At 54.3% G+C, this 21064-nt stretch carries 18 protein-coding genes, 2 tRNA genes and 3 rRNA genes; 10 read left to right on the top strand and 13 right to left on the bottom strand.

Annotated features, from left to right (window positions below; all coding sequences use genetic code 11):
- Positions 1-95 precede the first annotated feature (95 nt).
- Positions 96-887 (bottom strand): endonuclease/exonuclease/phosphatase family protein, encoded by a 792-nt coding sequence (locus AC6I8B_RS03960; RefSeq protein ID WP_010255114.1) that lies wholly within the window; start codon positions 885-887, stop codon positions 96-98.
- 262 nt (positions 888-1149) lie between these two features.
- Between AC6I8B_RS03960 and yafC the strand changes: the two genes are divergently transcribed.
- Together yafC and AC6I8B_RS03950 are read left to right on the top strand one after the other, a co-directional pair.
- Complete coding sequence (yafC, locus tag AC6I8B_RS03955) at positions 1150-2052, top strand: DNA-binding transcriptional regulator YafC (RefSeq protein ID WP_157351577.1); 903 nt, start codon at positions 1150-1152, stop codon at positions 2050-2052.
- Positions 2018-2260, top strand: a complete 243-nt coding sequence (locus AC6I8B_RS03950; RefSeq protein ID WP_157351575.1) for a hypothetical protein — start codon at positions 2018-2020, stop codon at positions 2258-2260. The genes yafC and AC6I8B_RS03950 overlap by 35 nt, the downstream gene beginning before the upstream one ends.
- 1 nt (position 2261) lies before the next feature.
- Here AC6I8B_RS03950 and AC6I8B_RS03945 read toward each other — a convergent pair.
- The 6 genes from AC6I8B_RS03945 to gmhB all read right to left on the bottom strand — a co-directional run bounded on the left by AC6I8B_RS03945 (position 2262) and on the right by gmhB (position 8547).
- A tRNA-Asp gene (locus AC6I8B_RS03945) sits at positions 2262-2338 on the bottom strand.
- An 87-nt stretch (positions 2339-2425) separates the two neighbouring features.
- A 5S ribosomal RNA gene (gene rrf / locus AC6I8B_RS03940) occupies positions 2426-2541 on the bottom strand.
- A gap of 198 nt (positions 2542-2739) precedes the next feature.
- Positions 2740-5648: ribosomal RNA gene (locus AC6I8B_RS03935) — 23S ribosomal RNA — on the bottom strand.
- 231 nt (positions 5649-5879) lie between these two features.
- Positions 5880-5954: transfer RNA gene (locus AC6I8B_RS03930), tRNA-Glu, on the bottom strand.
- 88 nt (positions 5955-6042) lie between these two features.
- Positions 6043-7582, bottom strand: a 16S ribosomal RNA gene (locus AC6I8B_RS03925).
- The 16S, 23S and 5S rRNA genes sit together here with 2 tRNA genes alongside, the layout of an rRNA operon.
- A gap of 404 nt (positions 7583-7986) precedes the next feature.
- Entirely contained in the window at positions 7987-8547 is a 561-nt protein-coding gene (gene gmhB, locus AC6I8B_RS03920) for a D-glycero-beta-D-manno-heptose 1,7-bisphosphate 7-phosphatase (protein ID WP_122889296.1), read from the bottom strand.
- A gap of 189 nt (positions 8548-8736) precedes the next feature.
- On the opposite strand from gmhB, the gene metN reads away from it, so the two are divergent.
- From metN to proS, 6 genes are all read left to right on the top strand, one after another.
- The gene (gene metN, locus AC6I8B_RS03915) at positions 8737-9768 is read left to right on the top strand and encodes a methionine ABC transporter ATP-binding protein MetN (RefSeq protein ID WP_010254188.1); all 1032 of its coding nucleotides are present in this window, start codon (positions 8737-8739) and stop codon (positions 9766-9768) included.
- A complete protein-coding gene (locus tag AC6I8B_RS03910; protein ID WP_003852613.1) occupies positions 9761-10414 on the top strand; it encodes a methionine ABC transporter permease MetI in 654 nt (217 codons plus the stop codon). Before metN ends, AC6I8B_RS03910 begins: the two co-directional genes overlap by 8 nt.
- Before the next feature lie 34 nt (positions 10415-10448).
- Positions 10449-11264, top strand: coding sequence for a MetQ/NlpA family lipoprotein (locus AC6I8B_RS03905; protein ID WP_010254184.1), 816 nt, complete (start codon positions 10449-10451; stop codon positions 11262-11264).
- A gap of 128 nt (positions 11265-11392) precedes the next feature.
- On the top strand, positions 11393-11791 hold the full coding sequence (rcsF, locus tag AC6I8B_RS03900) for an envelope stress sensor lipoprotein RcsF (protein ID WP_010254182.1): 399 nt from the start codon (positions 11393-11395) through the stop codon (positions 11789-11791).
- A complete protein-coding gene (gene tsaA, locus AC6I8B_RS03895) occupies positions 11788-12492 on the top strand; it encodes a tRNA (N6-threonylcarbamoyladenosine(37)-N6)-methyltransferase TrmO (protein ID WP_157353410.1) in 705 nt (234 codons plus the stop codon). Before rcsF ends, tsaA begins: the two co-directional genes overlap by 4 nt.
- Before the next feature lie 89 nt (positions 12493-12581).
- The gene (gene proS, locus AC6I8B_RS03890; protein ID WP_157353411.1) at positions 12582-14300 is read left to right on the top strand and encodes a proline--tRNA ligase; all 1719 of its coding nucleotides are present in this window, start codon (positions 12582-12584) and stop codon (positions 14298-14300) included.
- 232 nt (positions 14301-14532) lie between these two features.
- Here proS and arfB read toward each other — a convergent pair whose 3' ends face one another.
- Positions 14533-14943 (bottom strand): alternative ribosome rescue aminoacyl-tRNA hydrolase ArfB, encoded by a 411-nt coding sequence (gene arfB / locus AC6I8B_RS03885; RefSeq protein WP_010254175.1) that lies wholly within the window; start codon positions 14941-14943, stop codon positions 14533-14535.
- A gap of 217 nt (positions 14944-15160) precedes the next feature.
- Between arfB and AC6I8B_RS03880 the strand changes: the two genes are divergently transcribed.
- Both AC6I8B_RS03880 and rof read left to right on the top strand, forming a co-directional pair.
- Complete coding sequence (locus AC6I8B_RS03880; RefSeq protein WP_010254172.1) at positions 15161-15361, top strand: YaeP family protein; 201 nt, start codon at positions 15161-15163, stop codon at positions 15359-15361.
- Positions 15348-15608 (top strand): Rho-binding antiterminator, encoded by a 261-nt coding sequence (gene rof / locus AC6I8B_RS03875; RefSeq protein ID WP_010254167.1) that lies wholly within the window; start codon positions 15348-15350, stop codon positions 15606-15608. The genes AC6I8B_RS03880 and rof overlap by 14 nt, the downstream gene beginning before the upstream one ends.
- A gap of 40 nt (positions 15609-15648) precedes the next feature.
- Here the strand turns inward: rof and AC6I8B_RS03870 are convergent, their stop codons facing one another.
- From AC6I8B_RS03870 to accA, 5 genes are all read right to left on the bottom strand, one after another.
- Entirely contained in the window at positions 15649-15957 is a 309-nt protein-coding gene (locus AC6I8B_RS03870; RefSeq protein WP_033787335.1) for a c-type cytochrome, read from the bottom strand.
- Positions 15957-17276, bottom strand: a complete 1320-nt coding sequence (gene tilS / locus AC6I8B_RS03865) for a tRNA lysidine(34) synthetase TilS (RefSeq protein ID WP_157353412.1) — start codon at positions 17274-17276, stop codon at positions 15957-15959. Before tilS ends, AC6I8B_RS03870 begins: the two co-directional genes overlap by 1 nt.
- A 52-nt stretch (positions 17277-17328) precedes the next feature.
- Complete coding sequence (locus AC6I8B_RS03860) at positions 17329-17718, bottom strand: VOC family protein (RefSeq protein WP_010671867.1); 390 nt, start codon at positions 17716-17718, stop codon at positions 17329-17331.
- Positions 17719-17782: 64 nt separating this feature from the next.
- A complete protein-coding gene (locus AC6I8B_RS03855; protein ID WP_010671866.1) occupies positions 17783-19933 on the bottom strand; it encodes a lysine decarboxylase LdcC in 2151 nt (716 codons plus the stop codon).
- Between the two features lie 169 nt (positions 19934-20102).
- Positions 20103-21059, bottom strand: coding sequence for an acetyl-CoA carboxylase carboxyl transferase subunit alpha (gene accA, locus AC6I8B_RS03850; RefSeq protein ID WP_010254150.1), 957 nt, complete (start codon positions 21057-21059; stop codon positions 20103-20105).
- Between the last annotated feature and the right edge of the window lie 5 nt (positions 21060-21064).

The raw sequence follows: 21064 nt of genomic DNA, 5'->3' as shown, positions 1-21064 counted from the left end.
CTGACATTTGTCAGCCTTTTTCTTTTATTCATCCGCCACCGTTTACTCATCTGCCGGACTTCCCTCCCCTTTGCAGGCTCGCTTAATGCACCGGACTAGCTTCCTGAACTGAACTCCACCAGTAAGGGGTTATGGTCGGACGCGCGCGTCACCAGTACGGATGCCTCACTCACCCTGAGATCGCGATAGAAGACGAAATCCAGCGGGCGACCAAAGGCTTTACGGCGGTGATCGGCAGTGAACATGACCTCTTCCAGCTTCATTCGCTGTGCAAAACGGTAGAGTGCATTGATACGCTGACGGCTCCAGGCATTGAAATCCCCGGCCATAATCACCGGCCCCTGGTGATGCATGATCTGCTCCCCGATTGGCCCCAGCTGTTTACTGTAGACGTCTACGCCCAGGCTGAAATTTACCGCATGGATGTTCACGACCATCAGCATTTCACCCGTGGGCAGCGGATACGCCGTGACCAGTGCCGATTTTGACAGCCTCAGCAGAGGCTCACGCTCACGCAACGGGCAGCAATAGACCGGGTGCGCAGAGGCGAGCGTCATCACCCCAGAGGGATGCTGAGGCAGCACAAAGGCAGGTACCTGATCGGCAGCGAGATAATTACTGGTGGCAAACTCCACCAGTTCTGGTGTGGTCTGCGCTTCCTGCAGTAATACCAGGTGCGCATCTTTACCAAATCCTTCCAGTACCGACATCCAGTCTGCGCGTTGCTGCTTAAAGATGTTCCACACCAGAACTTTGAGGTTTGGGTGCGCGGGCAAGGGGGCGCCGGGTGGCAGTGCCTGACCGAGATGGAGCATCGCGCCAGGTGGAAAGATCTGTTCCACTGGTTGTCCTGCTACATATCGCATTGCATAAGTTTTTTTGCGCACTTTCCCGCCTGGCTGATGATTCAAAATACAGTTAACACCTGTCTGTTATAGGGATTTTAGACCGGGGTTTCAATGGATGCAGGTGAATGTCAGAATTCATCACCTTTTCCAGAATAAAGCAGCCCTTTTAAGTTCGCTAAGCAAAACGAGGCAGATCAGGCGGTGACATCCCCGACGTCATCGTTAACGGCTCCTGTACTGGTTATAACAGCATTATCAATCATAAACTGGCTTAATGGCCATGTGACTGCAGGGAGGAAGAATGAAGGCATCTTCTGATGAACTAAAAGTGTTTGTCAGCGTTGTAGAAAGTGGAAGTTTCAGTCGCGCTGCTGAACAGCTGAAGATGGCTAACTCTGCCGTCAGCAGGACAGTTAAAAAGCTGGAGAGCAAGCTGGGTATTGCCCTGCTGACCCGCACAACACGGCAGCTGGCGCTTACGCAGGAGGGCGAACGCTATTTTCGCCATGTTCAACGTTTTTTGCAGGAGATGACCACGGCAGAAAGCGATTTGATCGAGAGTTTACAGGCGCCTAAAGGACTACTGCGCGTTGATGCCGCGACGCCGGTCATTCTGCATTTGCTGATGCCGATGATTAAACCCTTTCGTCTGCGCTATCCTGACGTGACTCTTTCTTTGATCTCCTCAGAGAGTTTTATCAATCTGATTGAGCGGAAAGTGGATATCGCCATTCGCGCCGGCAATCTCACCGACTCAACGCTGCACGCCCGGCTGCTGTTCAGGAGCTTTCGCAAGATGGTTGCTTCACCCGCCTATCTCCGTGAGCATGGGACACCGCAAACGGTGGCTGAGCTGGATAACCACCACTGTCTCGGCTTTGATGATTCCCCACGACTCAATCGCTGGCCCGTCTCCCGTGAAAGCGGTGAACTCTATGATATTAGCTGGGCTATCTCCTCTAACAGCGGAGAGACGATTAAGCAGCTCTGTCTTACCGGTAATGGTATTGCCTGCCTGTCGGACTATATGATCGATCGTGAAGTTGCTGAGGGAAAACTGGTGGAAGTGTTGGCCGATCAGCGTCTGCCGGTCGAGATGCCCTTCCATGCTGTTTACTACAGTGATATTGGCGTAAGCCAGCGTGTGCGCGCTTTTATCGATTTTCTGAGTGAGTGGACAGCTGACCAGCCTTGGCGTACCTGAAGTCTACAAGGGCAGGCCTGATCGGGGTCTGCCCGCACACAATTGGGAAGGGTGGGATCGATTGCGCGATTATCGCTTCAGATTCAAAGAATTAGCGATCGTTAAAATGATCCGGGAGATCGAAGAGAATCAGTGCGGTGTATTTTTCCGTGTTGAATTTGCTGCAATGGAAAAAGCCCTGACCGTTAAGTCAGGGCTTTCCAATTAAGTGGCGGAACGGACGGGGCTCGAACCCGCGACCCCCTGCGTGACAGGCAGGTATTCTAACCAACTGAACTACCGCTCCACCGATTCTTTCACAGCTGTCAGCAACTGGCTGATGGCCGTCTGTTCCTGTTATTTTCCTTGTCAGGGGAAAAGGAACGAATTTGATGCCTGGCAGTTCCCTACTCTCGCATGGGGAGACCCCACACTACCATCGGCGCTACGGCGTTTCACTTCTGAGTTCGGCATGGGGTCAGGTGGGACCACCGCGCTAAAGCCGCCAGGCAAATCTTGGTGCACGAAACGAATCTTTTACGCCATGACCGCGTTGCCATCGCCCGGCCACACCGGTCACATACTTCAGTATGCTCCCGCTGACGTCCTCGCTCTGCGCCTTGTCACGCCGCAAAATCTTTCGTTTCCGCTAATTTTTATCCGGTACAGGCTGAAAATTGTGTCTCTCAAAAACGCCTCTGGCGTTGTAAGGTTAAGCCTCACGGGTCATTAGTACCGGTTAGCTCAACGCATCGCTGCGCTTACACACCCGGCCTATCAACGTCGTAGTCTTCAACGTCCCTTCAGGACTCTCAAGGAGTCAGGGAGAACTCATCTCGGGGCAAGTTTCGTGCTTAGATGCTTTCAGCACTTATCTTTTCCGCACTTAGCTACCGGGCAATGCCATTGGCATGACAACCCGAACACCAGTGGTGCGTTCACTCCGGTCCTCTCGTACTAGGAGCAACCCCCCTCAATTCTCCAGCGCCCACGGCAGATAGGGACCGAACTGTCTCACGACGTTCTAAACCCAGCTCGCGTACCACTTTAAACGGCGAACAGCCGTACCCTTGGGACCTACTTCAGCCCCAGGATGTGATGAGCCGACATCGAGGTGCCAAACACCGCCGTCGATATGAACTCTTGGGCGGTATCAGCCTGTTATCCCCGGAGTACCTTTTATCCGTTGAGCGATGGCCCTTCCATTCAGAACCACCGGATCACTATGACCTGCTTTCGCACCTGCTCGAGCCGTCACTCTCGCAGTCAAGCCAGCTTATGCCATTGCACTAACCTCACGATGTCCGACCGTGATTAGCTGACCTTCGTGCTCCTCCGTTACTCTTTAGGAGGAGACCGCCCCAGTCAAACTACCCACCAGACACTGTCCGCAGCCCGGATCACGGGCCTACGTTAGAACATCAAACATTAAAGGGTGGTATTTCAAGGTTGGCTCCACGCAGACTGGCGTCCGCGCTTCAAAGCCTCCCACCTATCCTACACATCAAGGCTCAATGTTCAGTGTCAAGCTGTAGTAAAGGTTCACGGGGTCTTTCCGTCTTGCCGCGGGTACACTGCATCTTCACAGCGAGTTCAATTTCACTGAGTCTCGGGTGGAGACAGCCTGGCCATCATTACGCCATTCGTGCAGGTCGGAACTTACCCGACAAGGAATTTCGCTACCTTAGGACCGTTATAGTTACGGCCGCCGTTTACCGGGGCTTCGATCAAGAGCTTCTCCTTGCGGATAACCCCATCAATTAACCTTCCGGCACCGGGCAGGCGTCACACCGTATACGTCCACTTTCGTGTTTGCACAGTGCTGTGTTTTTAATAAACAGTTGCAGCCAGCTGGTATCTTCGACTGGCTTCGGCTCGGGGAGCAAGTCCCTCCACCTACGCGCCAGCGTGCCTTCTCCCGAAGTTACGGCACCATTTTGCCTAGTTCCTTCACCCGAGTTCTCTCAAGCGCCTTGGTATTCTCTACCTGACCACCTGTGTCGGTTTGGGGTACGATTCTGTGTTACCTGATGCTTAGAGGCTTTTCCTGGAAGCTGGGCATTTATCACTTCAGCACCGTAGTGCCTCGTCGTCACGCCTCAGCGTTAATAAGGGACCGGATTTACCTGGACCCTCCGCCTACACGCTTAAACCGGGACAACCGTCGCCCGGCTGATATAGCCTTCTCCGTCCCCCCTTCGCAGTAACACCGAGTACAGGAATATTAACCTGTTTCCCATCGACTACGCCTTTCGGCCTCGCCTTAGGGGTCGACTCACCCTGCTCCGATTAACGTTGAACAGGAACCCTTGGTCTTCCGGCGAGCGGGCTTTTCACCCGCTTTATCGTTACTTATGTCAGCATTCGCACTTCTGATACCTCCAGCATGCCTCACAGCACACCTTCGACGGCTTACAGAACGCTCCCCTACCCAACAACACATAAGCGTCGCTGCCGCAGCTTCGGTGCATGGTTTAGCCCCGTTACATCTTCCGCGCAGGCCGACTCGACCAGTGAGCTATTACGCTTTCTTTAAATGATGGCTGCTTCTAAGCCAACATCCTGGCTGTCTGTGCCTTCCCACATCGTTTCCCACTTAACCATGACTTTGGGACCTTAGCTGGCGGTCTGGGTTGTTTCCCTCTTCACGACGGACGTTAGCACCCGCCGTGTGTCTCCCGTGATAACATTCTTCGGTATTCGCAGTTTGCATCGGGTTGGTAAGCCGGGATGGCCCCCTAGCCGAAACAGTGCTCTACCCCCGAAGATGAGTTCACGAGGCGCTACCTAAATAGCTTTCGGGGAGAACCAGCTATCTCCCGGTTTGATTGGCCTTTCACCCCCAGCCACAGGTCATCCGCTAATTTTTCAACATTAGTCGGTTCGGTCCTCCAGTTAGTGTTACCCAACCTTCAACCTGCCCATGGCTAGATCACCGGGTTTCGGGTCTATACCCTGCAACTTAACGCCCAGTTAAGACTCGGTTTCCCTGCGGCTCCCCTATACGGTTAACCTTGCTACAGAATATAAGTCGCTGACCCATTATACAAAAGGTACGCAGTCACCCCCATAAAGAAGGCTCCCACTGCTTGTACGTACACGGTTTCAGGTTCTGTTTCACTCCCCTCGCCGGGGTTCTTTTCGCCTTTCCCTCACGGTACTGGTTCACTATCGGTCAGTCAGGAGTATTTAGCCTTGGAGGATGGTCCCCCCATATTCAGACAGGATACCACGTGTCCCGCCTTACTCATCGAGCTCACAGCATGTGTGCTTTTGTGTACGGGAGTATCACCCTGTACCCTGCGACTTTCCAGACGCTTCCACTAACACACAAACTGATTCAGGCTCTGGGCTGCTCCCCGTTCGCTCGCCGCTACTGGGGGAATCTCGGTTGATTTCTTTTCCTCGGGGTACTTAGATGTTTCAGTTCCCCCGGTTCGCCTTGCAGCACTATGTATTCATGCTGCAATGATGCACAGAGTGCACCGGGTTTCCCCATTCGGACATCGACGGCTGTAGCGGTTCATATCACCTTACCGTCGCTTTACGCAGATTAGCACGTCCTTCATCGCCTCTGACTGCCTGGGCATCCACCGTGTACGCTTAGTCGCTTAACCTCACAACCCACAGGCGTTTTACAACGCTGCGAATTGCAAGCATTTGAGAGACTCGAACGCATCGCCAAGTCATTCCTTAATTACGGAGGAATGACGCGCTGCGTCGTTTCAATTTTCAGCTTGTTCCGGATTGTTAAAGAGCAAATATCTCAAACGCGGCCCGGCTGCTTACGCAACCAAATCGGTTTTGAGATACTGTATGGAGACACCTTTCACCTGTCACCAAGCAGGTGGCGTCCCCTAGGGGATTCGAACCCCTGTTGCCGCCGTGAAAGGGCGGAGTCCTAACCGCTAGACGAAGGGGACACAAAAGTGTCACGACTTCGCAGCCGTCCTGCTCATTACTTTTTATCAGACAATCTGTGTGGACACTGCGCGGGAAGGTATCTTCAGGTAAGGAGGTGATCCAACCGCAGGTTCCCCTACGGTTACCTTGTTACGACTTCACCCCAGTCATGAATCACAAAGTGGTAAGCGCCCTCCCGAAGGTTAAGCTACCTACTTCTTTTGCAACCCACTCCCATGGTGTGACGGGCGGTGTGTACAAGGCCCGGGAACGTATTCACCGTGGCATTCTGATCCACGATTACTAGCGATTCCGACTTCACGGAGTCGAGTTGCAGACTCCGATCCGGACTACGACGCACTTTGTGAGGTCCGCTTGCTCTCGCGAGGTCGCTTCTCTTTGTATGCGCCATTGTAGCACGTGTGTAGCCCTACTCGTAAGGGCCATGATGACTTGACGTCATCCCCACCTTCCTCCGGTTTATCACCGGCAGTCTCCTTTGAGTTCCCGACCGAATCGCTGGCAACAAAGGATAAGGGTTGCGCTCGTTGCGGGACTTAACCCAACATTTCACAACACGAGCTGACGACAGCCATGCAGCACCTGTCTCACGGTTCCCGAAGGCACTAAGGCATCTCTGCCAAATTCCGTGGATGTCAAGAGTAGGTAAGGTTCTTCGCGTTGCATCGAATTAAACCACATGCTCCACCGCTTGTGCGGGCCCCCGTCAATTCATTTGAGTTTTAACCTTGCGGCCGTACTCCCCAGGCGGTCGACTTAACGCGTTAGCTCCGGAAGCCACTCCTCAAGGGAACAACCTCCAAGTCGACATCGTTTACGGCGTGGACTACCAGGGTATCTAATCCTGTTTGCTCCCCACGCTTTCGCACCTGAGCGTCAGTCTTTGTCCAGGGGGCCGCCTTCGCCACCGGTATTCCTCCAGATCTCTACGCATTTCACCGCTACACCTGGAATTCTACCCCCCTCTACAAGACTCAAGCCTGCCAGTTTCAAATGCAGTTCCCAGGTTAAGCCCGGGGATTTCACATCTGACTTAACAGACCGCCTGCGTGCGCTTTACGCCCAGTAATTCCGATTAACGCTTGCACCCTCCGTATTACCGCGGCTGCTGGCACGGAGTTAGCCGGTGCTTCTTCTGCGGGTAACGTCAATCGACGCGGTTATTAACCGCATCGCCTTCCTCCCCGCTGAAAGTACTTTACAACCCGAAGGCCTTCTTCATACACGCGGCATGGCTGCATCAGGCTTGCGCCCATTGTGCAATATTCCCCACTGCTGCCTCCCGTAGGAGTCTGGACCGTGTCTCAGTTCCAGTGTGGCTGGTCATCCTCTCAGACCAGCTAGGGATCGTCGCCTAGGTGGGCCATTACCCCGCCTACTAGCTAATCCCATCTGGGTTCATCCGATAGTGAGAGGCCCGAAGGTCCCCCTCTTTGGTCTTGCGACGTTATGCGGTATTAGCCACCGTTTCCAGTGGTTATCCCCCTCTATCGGGCAGATCCCCAGACATTACTCACCCGTCCGCCACTCGTCACCCAAGAGCAAGCTCTCTGTGCTACCGTCCGACTTGCATGTGTTAGGCCTGCCGCCAGCGTTCAATCTGAGCCATGATCAAACTCTTCAATTTAAGTTTGATTTGCTTAAACAAGTTAAGCGGTGCTCATCTGTAAAACGTCATAATGAATTTCATTATGTGTTCACTCGTGAGGCTTGATATTTTTTACGTCCGGAGACGCTGATATCAATCCTGCGAGTGCCCACACAGATTGTCTGATAAATTGTTAAAGAGCAGTGCGAACAGTGCGTTAGCGTCCTGTCGCGAGGTGGCGTATATTACGCTTTCCTCCTGCAGAGTCAACCTCTTTCTCAAAAGTTTTTCTCCGGCGGCGCAGTCTCCTGTGCCTTCTGACCCGTTTTCCGTTTCCGGTTTGCCGTGTCAGTGGAGGCGCATTATAGGGAACGGCTCAGATAGCGCAAGTGCAAATTGAGACTTTTTTTCTGTTCGTCTGAAATTTGCACAAAAGCGCCGTTTTACCCCTTTTTAATGCGCGCCGGAAGCTCTGCCAGGCTATTAATCACCCAATCTGCTGCTGCTTCACCTTCAGCAGTGACCGGTTTGCCGCTGCGCACCAGTACTTTCTTGCCGACACCGGCAGCCTGCCCTGCCAGCATGTCTTCCAGCTTGTCACCCACCATATAAGAAGCGGTCATATCAATATTCAGTTCTTCCTGCGCCGTCAGCAGCATACCCGGCTGAGGCTTGCGGCAGTCACAGGCCTGACGGAACTCTGCTACTGTTGCTTCAGGATGGTGAGGACAGAAATAGATGCCATCAAGATCAACATCGCGATCGGCCAGCGACCAGTCCATCCATTCTGTCAGCCGCATAAAGGTATCTTCAGTAAACATACCGCGCGCGATGCCAGACTGATTGGTCACGACCACCAGCGCAAAACCCATTGTCTTAAGTTGTTGCAGCGCTTCAATCGTGCCGTCAATAAACTGGAAGTCATCGATCTCATGGACATAGCCATTGTCGACATTAAGGGTGCCATCACGATCAAGAAAAATAGCGGGGACTTTATTCGCCACGTAGAAACTCCTGCTGTAAAAATTGCCGATCAGTATCGCATGATTGCTATAAAAGGGAGAATGTCAGATTGAATCACTTCCATTGATTTAGACGTCTGGATGCCTTAACATCCATCCAGCTTTTATACCGAATAAAAGCGACGAGGCTTCCCACACCACGGACAACGCAACACGATAATAAATAACATAATGATTAAACTAGAAAATATTACCAAGGTGTTTCAGCAAGGTACGCGGTCTGTTCCGGCGCTAACGGATGTCAGCCTGCACGTGCCTGCCGGACAGATTTATGGCGTTATCGGTGCTTCCGGTGCCGGTAAAAGTACGTTGATTCGTTGCGTTAACCTGCTGGAGCGCCCTACTTCGGGCCGCGTACTGGTAGACGGTGCTGATTTAACCGCACTCAACGAACGTCAGTTAACCCAGGCGCGCCGCCAGATCGGCATGATCTTCCAGCACTTTAATCTGATGAACTCCCGTACCGTCGCGGGTAACGTCTCTCTTCCACTGGAACTCGGTAATCTCTCCCGCGCTCAGATCACGGCTCGCGTAACTGAACTGCTGGAACTGGTGGGATTATCAGATAAGCATGATGCCTGGCCTGCGAATCTCTCGGGCGGTCAGAAGCAGCGTGTCGCGATTGCCCGCGCCCTGGCCAGCAATCCCAAGGTTCTGTTGTGTGATGAAGCTACCAGTGCACTGGATCCCGCGACGACCCGCTCTATTCTGGAATTGCTTAAAGACATTAACCGCCGGCTTGGGCTGACGATTCTGCTGATCACCCATGAAATGGATGTAGTGAAACGCATCTGCGATCAGGTTGCGGTCATCAGTCACGGTGAGCTGATTGAGAAAGATAGCGTCAGTGAGGTCTTCTCTCATCCTAAGACACCGCTGGCGCAGCAGTTTATTCAGTCTACGCTGCATCTGGATATTCCGGATGATTACCAGCAGCGCCTTTCTGCCACCGCCGCTGAAGGCACCGTGCCCCTGCTGCGACTGGAATTCACCGGTAAATCGGTTGATGCGCCGCTGCTGTCTGAAGCTGCCCGCCGTTACAACGTGAATAACAACATTATCAGTGCCCAGATGGATTACGCCGGTGGCGTGAAGTTCGGCATTATGCTGGCCGAAATGCACGGCACAGAAAGCGATACCCGCGAGGCGATAGCCTGGCTGAAGGAGAATCATGTGAAAGTAGAGGTGTTAGGTTATGTCTGAAGCGATGATGTGGTTGCTGGGACGGGGCGTGTGGGAAACGCTGATGATGACCTTCGTCTCGGGCTTTTTCGGTTTTGTGCTGGGTCTGCCGGTCGGCGTTTTACTCTATGTCACCCGTCCGGGCCAGATTCTGCAGAATCAGGGACTTTATCGCGTGCTCTCCGCGCTGGTGAATATCTTCCGCTCCATTCCTTTCATTATCTTACTGGTCTGGATGATTCCTTTTACTCGCGTAATCGTCGGCACCTCAATCGGACTGCAGGCGGCCATCGTTCCGTTGACCGTTGGCGCGGCACCGTTTATCGCACGTATGGTTGAAAATGCCTTGCTGGAACTGCCAACCGGACTGATTGAAGCATCACGTGCTATGGGCGCCACGCCAATGCAGATCATCCGTAAGGTTCTGCTGCCGGAAGCGATGCCTGGCCTGGTGAATGCTGCGACCATCACCCTGATTACCCTGGTTGGTTACTCCGCCATGGGTGGCGCGGTGGGTGCCGGTGGTCTGGGCCAGATCGGTTATCAGTATGGTTATATCGGATATAACGCCACTGTGATGAATACGGTATTGGTGTTGTTAGTAGTTTTGGTGTATCTCATTCAATTCTGTGGCGACCGCATCGTGCATGCGGTGTCCCATAAATAAGCCAGCAATATCACATTATTAAGAAGGAAAGGATATGTCTTTCAGATTCAAGAAAATTGCCGCTGTGGGTGCACTGATTGGCGCGATTGCGCTGGCAGGATGCGATCAAAAAGAGAAAGACCCTAACCACATCAAAGTGGGTGTGATTGTCGGTGCTGAGCAGCAGGTTGCTGAAGCAGCGCAGAAAGTTGCCAAAGAGAAATATGGTCTGGACGTTGAGCTGGTCACCTTCAACGATTACGTACTGCCGAATGAAGCGCTGAGCAAAGGCGATATCGACGTCAACGCTTTCCAGCACAAACCGTATCTGGATCAGCAAATCAAAGATCGTGGCTACAAGCTGGTTTCAGTGGGTAACTCCTTCGTCTACCCAATCGCGGGCTATTCGAAAAAGATTAAGTCACTGGATGAGCTGCAGGATGGCGCTCAGGTTGCCATTCCAAACGACCCGACCAACCTGGGCCGTACGCTGCTGCTGCTGCAGAAAGTGGGTCTGATCAAGCTGAAAGATGGCGTGGGCCTGCTGCCAACCTCGCTGGATATCACTGAAAACCCTAAGCATCTGAAAATCGTTGAGCTGGAAGCGCCGCAGCTGCCACGCTCACTGGACGATCAGCAGATCGCGCTGGCGGTTATCAACACTACCTACGCCAGCCAGATTGGCCTGACACCAGCCAAAGATGGTATTTTCGTCGAAGATAAAGATTCACCGTACGTGAACCTGATTGTGGCGCGCGAAGATAATAAAGATGCGGAAAACGTGAAGAAATTTGTCAAGGCTTACCAGTCTGACGAAGTCTACGATGCCGCTAACAAAGTCTTTAACGGCGGCGCGGTTAAAGGCTGGTAATTCAGCTGTTCATCTCCTTAAGGGCGGCGCTATGCCGCCCTTTCTGTTATTGGGTGCCCTGCCCGACTTGTTATTTATTCTTGTCCTTGTTTCAATAACGCCACTTTTTGAAACCTGAGGATGTTGCCATGCGTTTTTTACCGCTCTGCTTGTTAGCATTGATGCTGACAGGGTGTGTTCATGAGTATCACCCGATAAGCAGCGCACCGTCCCGGCCGCAGCAATCCAGTGAACCCACCCGCAAGCCTGTGTCACGACCGGCACCGGTTAAGCTCTATACCGATGCCGCCGATCTGGTCAGCAAGCCGTTCCGCGATCTGGGTGAAGTCTCCGCTGAAGATTGCCAGATGAGTAATCAGAACTCCCCAGCCAACATCGCTACTGCACGTAAACGCCTGCAGATCAAAGCGTCACAGATGAAAGCCAATGCGGTGCTGCTGCATCAGTGTGAAATCGTCACCGGCACGCCAGGCTGCTATCGTCAGGCGGTGTGTCAGGGTTCGGCACTGAAAGTCAGCAATCAATGAGTGAATTCGCCTTTGCGCAAATTGGGGTAATCCGCTCACCGTGGAAGGAGAAGTTTGCCGTGCCGCGCCAGCCAGGGCTGGTACAGGATGGCGGCGGCGAACTGCACCTGCAGCCACCTTACAATCAGCCAGAAGCGGTGCGTGGAATAGAAGCGTTCAGCCACCTCTGGCTGCTGTTTGTCTTCCATCAGACGATGGAGGGCGGCTGGCGTCCCACGGTTCGCCCTCCCCGGCTGGGCGGCAATGCGCGCATGGGTGTATTTGCGACACGTTCAACGTTCCGTCCCAATCCCATTGGCATGTCGCTGGTTGAGCTAAAAGGTATCAGGATTGAAAAACAGCAGGTGATCCTGCAGCTTGGCAGTCTGGATCTGGTCGATGGCACCCCGGTGGTGGATATCAAACCTTATCTGCCCTTTGCCGAAGCATTGCCCCATGCCCAGGCGGGTTTTGCTCAGGCGGCACCTGCGGCTGATATGCCGGTTCGCTTCTCCGCGCTGGCACAACAGCAGCTTCACCAACAGTCGCGCTACCCCAATCTGGCTCGCTTTATCAGTGAAGTGCTGGCACAGGATCCCCGTCCCGCTTACCGTCAGGGCGAGACACAGGCGCGGGAATATGCGGCCTGGCTGATGGATTTTAATGTACGCTGGCGCATTGACGATGCCGGTACTGAAGTGATCGCCATCGACCCGCGTTAAAACCCGCTTTTGAGCCGGTGATCTCACTGGTACACTAGCCGCCAGCAAAATTCTGTCTGTGACTTTCCGATCAACTGGAACCGTAATCAATGCGTACTACTCAATATCTGCTCTCTACTCAGAAAGAGACGCCTTCCGACGCTGAAGTGATCAGCCACCAGCTGATGCTGCGCGCCGGTATGATCCGCAAACTGGCTTCTGGCTTGTACACCTGGTTACCGACCGGGGTTCGCGTGCTGAAAAAAGTCGAAAACATCGTGCGCGAAGAGATGAACAACGCGGGCGCGGTTGAGATTTTAATGCCGGTTGTGCAGCCCGCCGACCTGTGGCAGGAGAGCGGTCGCTGGGAGGAGTATGGCCCGGAACTGTTACGTATTGCAGATCGCCACGAGCGTCCGTTCGTGCTGGGTCCGACGCATGAAGAGGTGGTCACTGACCTGATCCGCAATGAGCTGAGCTCTTATAAGCAACTGCCGCTCAACCTCTATCAGATCCAGACCAAATTCCGTGATGAAGTCCGTCCGCGCTTTGGCGTGATGCGTTCACGTGAATTCATCATGAAAGATGCTTACTCGTTCCACGTTTCGCAGGAGTCGCTGCAGGAAACGTATGACGCGATGTACCGCGCCTATAGCCAGATCTTCAGCCGTATGGGTCTGGATTTCCGCGCCGTGCAGGCCGACACCGGCTCGATTGGCGGCAGCGCCTCCCATGAGTTCCAGGTTCTGGCGCAGAGCGGTGAAGATGATGTGATCTTCTCTACCGATTCTGATTACGCGGCCAACATTGAGCTGGCCGAAGCCGTCGCACCCGCTGGTGAGCGCGCAGCGCCGTCGCAGGAGATGCAACTGGTCGAGACGCCAGACGCAAAAACCATCGCGGAGCTGGTTGAGCAATTCAGCGTGCCTGTTGAAAAAACAGTGAAAACGCTGATTGTTAAAGGTGCTGAAGATAGCGGCCACGCGCTGGTTGCCCTGCTGGTACGCGGCGATCATCAGCTTAATGAGATCAAAGCGGAGAAGTCAGAGATCGTTGCGTCACCGCTGGTGTTCGCGACCGAAGAAGAGATTCGCGCCGCAGTAGGTGCCGGACCGGGTTCAATCGGCCCGGTTGGTCTGCAGATGCCTGTTATTGCTGACCGTACCGTGGCGAAGATGAGCGACTTCAGTGCCGGTGCCAACGTCGATGGTAAGCACTACTTCGGCATTAACTGGGAGCGCGATCTGCCGCTGGCCAGCGTTGCAGATATCCGTAACGTGGTCGAAGGCGATTTAAGCCCGGATGGTAAAGGCACGCTGCAGATTAAGCGCGGCATCGAAGTCGGTCATATTTTCCAGCTCGGCATCAAGTATTCTGACGCGCTGAAAGCGTCTGTTCAGGGCGAAGATGGCCGCAATCAGGTGATGAGCATGGGCTGCTACGGCATCGGCATCACCCGCGTTGTTGCGGCAGCCATTGAGCAGAACCATGACGATCGCGGCATCATCTGGCCCGCCGCACTGGCACCTTTCGAAGTTGCGATTCTGCCAATGAATATGCAGAAATCGTTCCGGGTTAAAGAGCTGGCGGAAGAGCTGTATGCCACCCTCCGTGCCAAAGGCGTTGAGGTTATTCTGGATGACCGTAAAGAGCGTCCGGGCGTGATGTTCGCTGATATGGAACTGATTGGTGTGCCACACACCATCGTCATTGGTGATCGCAATCTCGATAATCAGGAGATTGAGTACAAATCACGTCGTGCCGGTGAGAAGCAGATGATTAAGCAGGATGAAATTGTTGAATTCCTGCTGAAGGCTCTGAATAAGTAAGTTCTTAGCGTTAATCAAAGCGGGCTGAATCTGGCCACAACAGATGAGCTCAACGCGAAGGGAACCGGGTCAGGAGAGGAAAGCGTCCCGCGCCAGGGACGGTGCGGGCCGAGCGGCCATGGATGGCTTTAGCGACTTTCCGATCTGACCGCGTTCCCTGAGCAGGCTCGATCTCTTCGCCGCTCGCCCCTGACGTTGTAAGTACTCAAACGCCCCGCCTGCGGGGCGTTTTTTATTGCACCTTGCCGCGCATCGATTTAGTTGAACTGCGGCGGGCTTTTCCTTCCAGACGGCGCTCTTTTGAAGCGCGAGTCGGCCGCGTGGCGCGCCGGGCTTTTTCCACGGTACTCAGCTCCTGGATCAGATTAACCAGACGTTGCAGCGCTGCTTCACGATTCATCTCCTGACTGCGATACTCCTGCGCCTTGATCACCACAACGCCATCACCGGTAATCAAATGATGAGTGGCGGTGAGCAGTCGCTCTTTATAAAACGCGGGCAGTGAAGAGGCAGCAATATCGAAGCGCAGATGAATGGCGGTGCTGGCTTTATTGACATGTTGTCCGCCTGCGCCCTGAGCACGAATCGCCGTCAGCTCGATCTCACTTTCCGGAATCTCAACCGAACGGGATAGCATAATCATAAGCTCGCTCCCCACACCTTAACCACGTTGACCTCCGATAACCTGTTCATCAAATTAACCTTTTGTGCTCTGATTTATTCCGCCTCAGACAGCGGAATCTGTCACTTTAGCAGTGATTCGCGCACTGTTCCTGCTTTACGCAGGCTGATTTCCTCTAAATGGCTATGATATAGTCGCCAGTTAACCAGAGTATTTACGCTCTGCCGAGGAGGGCCACGTGCAAAATTATTGTGAGTTAGTTCGCCGGAAGTATGCCGAAATCGGCAGCGGGGATTTAGGTTACATACCGGATGCGATTGGCTGCGCATTGAAGGCACTTAATGATGTTGCCGCAAATACTGAGCTAAACTCTTCTGTCAGGGAACAGGCGGCCTACGCCGCTGCTAACTTATTGGTGAGCGACTATGTTGATAAATGAAGCGTACCAACCTATCAATTGCGATGATTACGATAATCTGGAACTCGCCTGCCAGAACAACTGGATGCTGTCGCTGGAAATGAAAGATGGCGAGCAGCTTAAGGCAAAAGCCAAAGAGATCTTTTCACGTAAGAACGTTGAATATCTGGCTATCGATCTTTCCGGTGAACATCGCGAATTACGTCTCGACCATATCGCAAGCTTCACCCATCCCGAGTTGGGTACGGTGGTTGTCAGCGCAGAGTAACCTACGCATTCAGGGCGGGACCTTTCCGCCCTGTTAAACTTCAGGGCTGCAACGAACTGTAGTACGCCGCTAAATCCGCCATATCGCTGTCACTCAATCCCGCCACAAACGCCTTCATGACTTCAGCCTGACCGCCACTGCGTTCGCCATTTTTATAGGCCTGCAGCGCATGTTCCAGATAAGGTGCGTGCTGCCCGGCCAGGTCAGGATAGAGCGGCACCGCCGCTTTTCCTGCTGCGCCATGACAGGCCATGCAACTGCCCGCTTTCTGTGCGCCGCGCTGCGCATCACCCGCTGCCCATGCCGGTAACACGGTGACCGCTAAACAGGCGATAAGCCACTGTTTCATTATTGTTGTTCTCCTGCGCCGGATGCCCCGTCCCAGACTATCTGCCAGCCCTGCTGATCAGGGGCCGCGCCATCACGGGTGACAAAGAGAGTCGGAACGCAGACCAGCGTCTGGTTATAAAAAATTAACGGCAGCCGTTCACGCTGCCACGGCGGTATCTGCAACTCCTGCCACAGTTTTTTCATTTCCCTTCCGCCACGACGGCCCACCAGATGGACATGACCCTGTGCGTGAAACCGCACGCTGACCTGCTCATCCGGCTCAGGATAGCGCAACAGACTCTGCGACTGGCTGGCACGCAGCGTGCCAAGATTCTGCGGTAACGCCAGCGGCTGGCAGAGATTGGGCCATGCCAGCGCGGTGTCGCGCAGTGAACTGAACAACGGCAGCCAGTAGAGCTGCTGACGGTAACGACGAAGTTCAGCCTGACCGAATCGCAGCCGGGGCTGCGCATCCTCCCGGCTCGCCATCACTTCGTCGTGGATGCGTTTCAGCGCTTCACGGGACGGCATCGCCCCACCCTGTCCGGCGATCCAGCGCCGCAATAAGGCATTAGCACGCAGCTCACTCATGGCCATTATGGGTGGAAAGTGCAGGCTGCCATCAGGCTGGATCAGCTCTGCCAGTTGCCCGGTGAGCAGTTCATCCAGCAACTGCTCCTGCTCACTGCATAACGCCGCACTGCGGGCCGCTGCCTCGGCAAAATGGGGCCAGCGCTGGTGAAGCTCAGGCAGCAGCCGCTGACGCAGAAAGTTGCGGTCGTAGCGAAGATCCTGATTGCTCTCATCTTCAATCCACGCCAGCTGATGCGCGTCGGCATAGGCTTCAAGCGACTGTCGCGTCTGATTCAGCAGCGGACGCACCAGCTGATGAGAACCCAGCGTGCGTGTAGCGGGCATCGCTGCCAGCCCGGCGGGACCACTGCCGCGCTTCAGCGCCAGCAGGAATGTTTCGCACTGATCGTCGAGGTGCTGCGCTGTGAGTAACACTTCGCCCGGCTGCAGTGCCGCACTCAGCGCCTGATAACGGGCAGTGCGGGCGGCTGCTTCAATGCCGTTTTCCCTGCCATCAACGTTAACGCGGAGCACTTCACAGGGCAGCTGCCACTGCGCGCAAATCGTCTGGCAATGGGTTGCCCAGCGATCGGCATTCGGGCTAAGCCCATGGTGAACATGCAGTGCCCGCAGGCGCAACTGAGGATGCTGCTGCTGCCAGCCGCGAAGCTGATGCAGCAGCACGGTTGAATCCAGTCCACCGCTGAATGCGACCACCAGGGCGGCATCAGGTTGCAAAAGGTTGTCAAAAGCGGGCAAAGACATGGCAGAATCCAGAAAATCGGGCCACTGAATGTCGCCCGCTGAGCGCGCTATTTTACGCCTGATAAAGCTCCAGCGGCAAACCATCCGGATCGGCAAAGAAAGTGCATTGTTTACCGGTCAGGTCATCAATGCGAATCGGTTCGCAGATAACGCCTTTATCGGCCAGCGTCGCGACGGCAGCGGCAACATCCGGCACGGTAAAGGCCAGATGACGCAGGCCACACGCTTCAGGATGACTGACCCGCGCCGGCGGCTCAGGAAAAGAGAACAGCTCAATGGTATAGCGATCCTGTAGGGCAAGGTCGCCTTTCCAGGAGTCCCGCGCTTCGCGGTAATATTCGCCCATCAGACGGAAACCCAGTACGTCACAATAGAATGCTTTGCTGCGCTGATAGTCAGAGGCGATGATGGCGATGTGGTGAATAGCGGTTAACTGCAACATGTTCAATTCCCTGATTCGGGCAGGCTGTCCGCAGACACCCTGCCGCTGATAGTCGTTTAAAGGTTTATGCGAGGTCGTTTTTCAGCACGCGGACGCGATACTCGCCCTCTTCGGTCAGGCTGGCACCGTGAATATCCGTTTCGAAGCCCGGATAATGCCGTCCAATGCTGCACAGCATCAGCAGAAAATCGAGCACCGCGCGGCTCTTCTCAGTAATCATCTCGCCTGGCATCACCAGTGGAACGCCTGGCGGATAAGGCAGAATCATATTGGCTGACACCCGCCCGACCAGCTCGCTGAGTTCCACCGTTTCGATATTGCCCTTCACCTGCTGCTGAAATGCCTGATGCGGCGTCATCTTCATTTCGGGCAGGACATCAAATGCCTGCAGCATCAGACGCGGCAGATCGTGATGGCGGATCAGCTGATGGATCCCCTGCGCCAGTGTCTGAATGCGCATATTGCGATAGAAGTCAGGATCTTCGGCATAGAGATCCGGCAGCATGTTTTTCACCCGCAGATTAAGATCGTAGGCGCGTTTGAACTCGGTCAGTCCGCGCAGCACGCTCATTGCTTTGGTTTTGTCGATGCCGATGCTGAACAGGAACAGCAGGTTATAGGGACCGGTTTTCTCCACCACGATGCCGCGCTCATCCAGAAACTTCGCCACCAGCGCCGCCGGGATCCCCTCTTCCGCCATCTTCCCCAGTTCGCTCATGCCCGGCGTCAGAATGGTGACTTTGATCGGATCCAGGTACATGTGATCGCGATCGGCCTGAGTAAATCCGTGCCACTCTTCGTCGCCGGGCTGGATCGGCCAGCATTGCGCTTCGTCAACCTCTTCCGGTTGCCAGATATCAAAGAACCAGCTGTCGGACTCTTCGCGCAGGCGCTGGATCTCCCGACGGAAGTGCAGCGCGCGCTCCACCGAGCGATTGATCAGTCGTTTACCGGGATTGCCACGCAGCATGGCAGCAGCAGTTTCAATAGAGGAGACGATGGCGTAATTGGGCGAAGTGGTGGTGTGCATCATGTAGGCTTCGTTAAACGTCTGTTCGTCGTAGTCGCCCTTAATGTGAATCATTGATGCCTGCGAAAACGCCGCCAGCAGTTTGTGGGTCGATTGCGTCTCATACACCACTTTTCCCGGGATGCGGTCGCCACTCATGCCACTTTTACCGGCGTAGATCGGATGGAAATTAGTGTAAGGCACCCAGGCTGAATCGAAATGAATCGACGGTACATCCAGTGTCTCTTTGATGTACTGGGTATTGTAGAGCAGCCCATCATAGGTGGAGTTGGTGATCACCGCATGAACCGGCCACGTGGCACGGTCGGTGGCAGCCACCTTGAGCGAAATACTCTCGCGGGTGAACTCCTGCTTTGGGATACCGCCGAGAATACCCAACGCATTGCGGGTCGGCTTCAGCCAGATGGGGATAAGATCGCTCATCATCAGCAGATGGGTCAGTGACTTGTGGCAGTTGCGATCGATCAGCACGGTGCTGCCCGCCGGTGCGGCATACATGCCGACAATTTTGTTCGACGTTGAGGTCCCGTTGGTCACCATGTAACTCTGCTCGGCGCCAAAAGTGCGTGCAATGTACTCCTCCGCTTCAAGGTGCGGACCGGTGTGATCAAGCAGCGAACCCAGTTCGGTAACGGAAATTGAGATGTCCGATTTCAGGGTATTGGCCCCGAAGAAATCGTAGAACAGGCAGCCCACCGGGCTCTTCTGAAACGCGGTACCCGCCATATGGCCCGGCGTGCAGAAGGTGTACTTGCCCTCTTTCACATAGGTGAAAAGCGCTTTAGTCAGCGGCGGCGTAATGTGGTCGAGATAGTCATCGGTATATTGCCGGATATGCAGCGCGATATCGTCGGCGGCATTCAGCGCGTACTCAAAAAAGTGCAGCGGCATGCGCATCTCATTGACGCTGATGTCCATCTGCGAGTGGGTGTTGATAAAGGCGTACAGCGGCAGGTATTCGTTGAGCTGATTAATCTCACCGCAGAGTTCCGGACTGTTGTGCGCGTCCCAGTCGAAGATGACGCCGCTGATACGCGGATTATGCTCGATCAGTTTCAGCAGATCGTCACTGTTTTTCGGGTAAAGCAGCCTGAAGCCTTGCAGATTTAACGCCGCGTCGAGTTCGCGTAACGGTTCATCTTTATAAAACACGCCGTGCGCGCCCATGATCGCCAGAATATTCAATGCCCATCTCCCTGATTATTGTGGAACCGGACAAGCATAACCGCTAACCCGCGGAAGGTGTAGCAAGGCGGCTATCGGATGGCGCTGAAAGAGAGGGGAATAGCGTGCGGAGATAAACCGGCGGCATAAAAAAAGCGGACCGGAGTCCGCTTTTATGGATGGGGCTAAATCAGGCGTAGCCGTAGCTCATCAGGCGCTGATAACGACGATCCAGCAGCTCTTCAGTGCTAAATCCATCGAGATCGGCCAGATCGGCCAGCAGCTGCTGCTTCAGTGACTGCGCCATATCAACCGGACGGCGATGCGCGCCACCCAGTGGCTCAGGGATCACGGAGTCAATCAGCTTCAGCTCTTTCAGACGGTGAGCGGTAATGCCCATCGCTTCAGCGGCCAGCGGCGCTTTGTCAGCGCTTTTCCACAGAATGGATGCACAGCCTTCCGGCGAGATCACTGAATAGGTGCTGTACTGCAGCATATTCACTTTATCGCCCACGCCAATAGCCAGCGCACCACCTGAACCACCCTCACCGATGACCGTACAGATCACCGGCACTTTCAGGCCAGACATTTCACGCAGGTTGCGGGCAATCGCTTCAGACTGCCCACGCTCTTCCGCGCCCACACCCGGATAGGCACCCGGTGTGTCGATGAAGGTGATGATTGGCATTTTGAAACGCTCAGCCATCTCCATCAGGCGCAGCGCTTTGCGATAGCCTTCCGGTGCTGGCATGCCGAAGTTACGGCGAATTTTCTCTTTGGTTTCACGGCCTTTCTGGTGCCCGATGATCATCACCGGACGTCCATCAAGACGTGCAATCCCGCCCACAATCGCTTTGTCATCGGCATAAGCACGGTCGCCCGCCAGCTCATCGAAATCGTCGAAGGCGTTGCGCACGTAGTCAAAGGTGTAAGGACGCAAAGGATGACGCGCCAGCTGAGCGATTTGCCATGCGCCCAAATCGGCGAAGATCTTACGGGTCAGCTCAACGCTTTTCTCACGCAGACGCTGAACTTCTTCATCCAGATTAACGTGTTTATCATCCTGACGACCAATTGAGGTCAGCGAATCGATCTTCGCTTCCAGTTCTGCAATTGGCTGTTCAAAATCCAGGTAATTAAGACTCATAATGT

It is taken from the genome of Pantoea sp. X-Soil-ISGK-285 (genome assembly GCF_059730815.1).
This window is presented reverse-complemented; position numbering and strand designations above follow the sequence as displayed.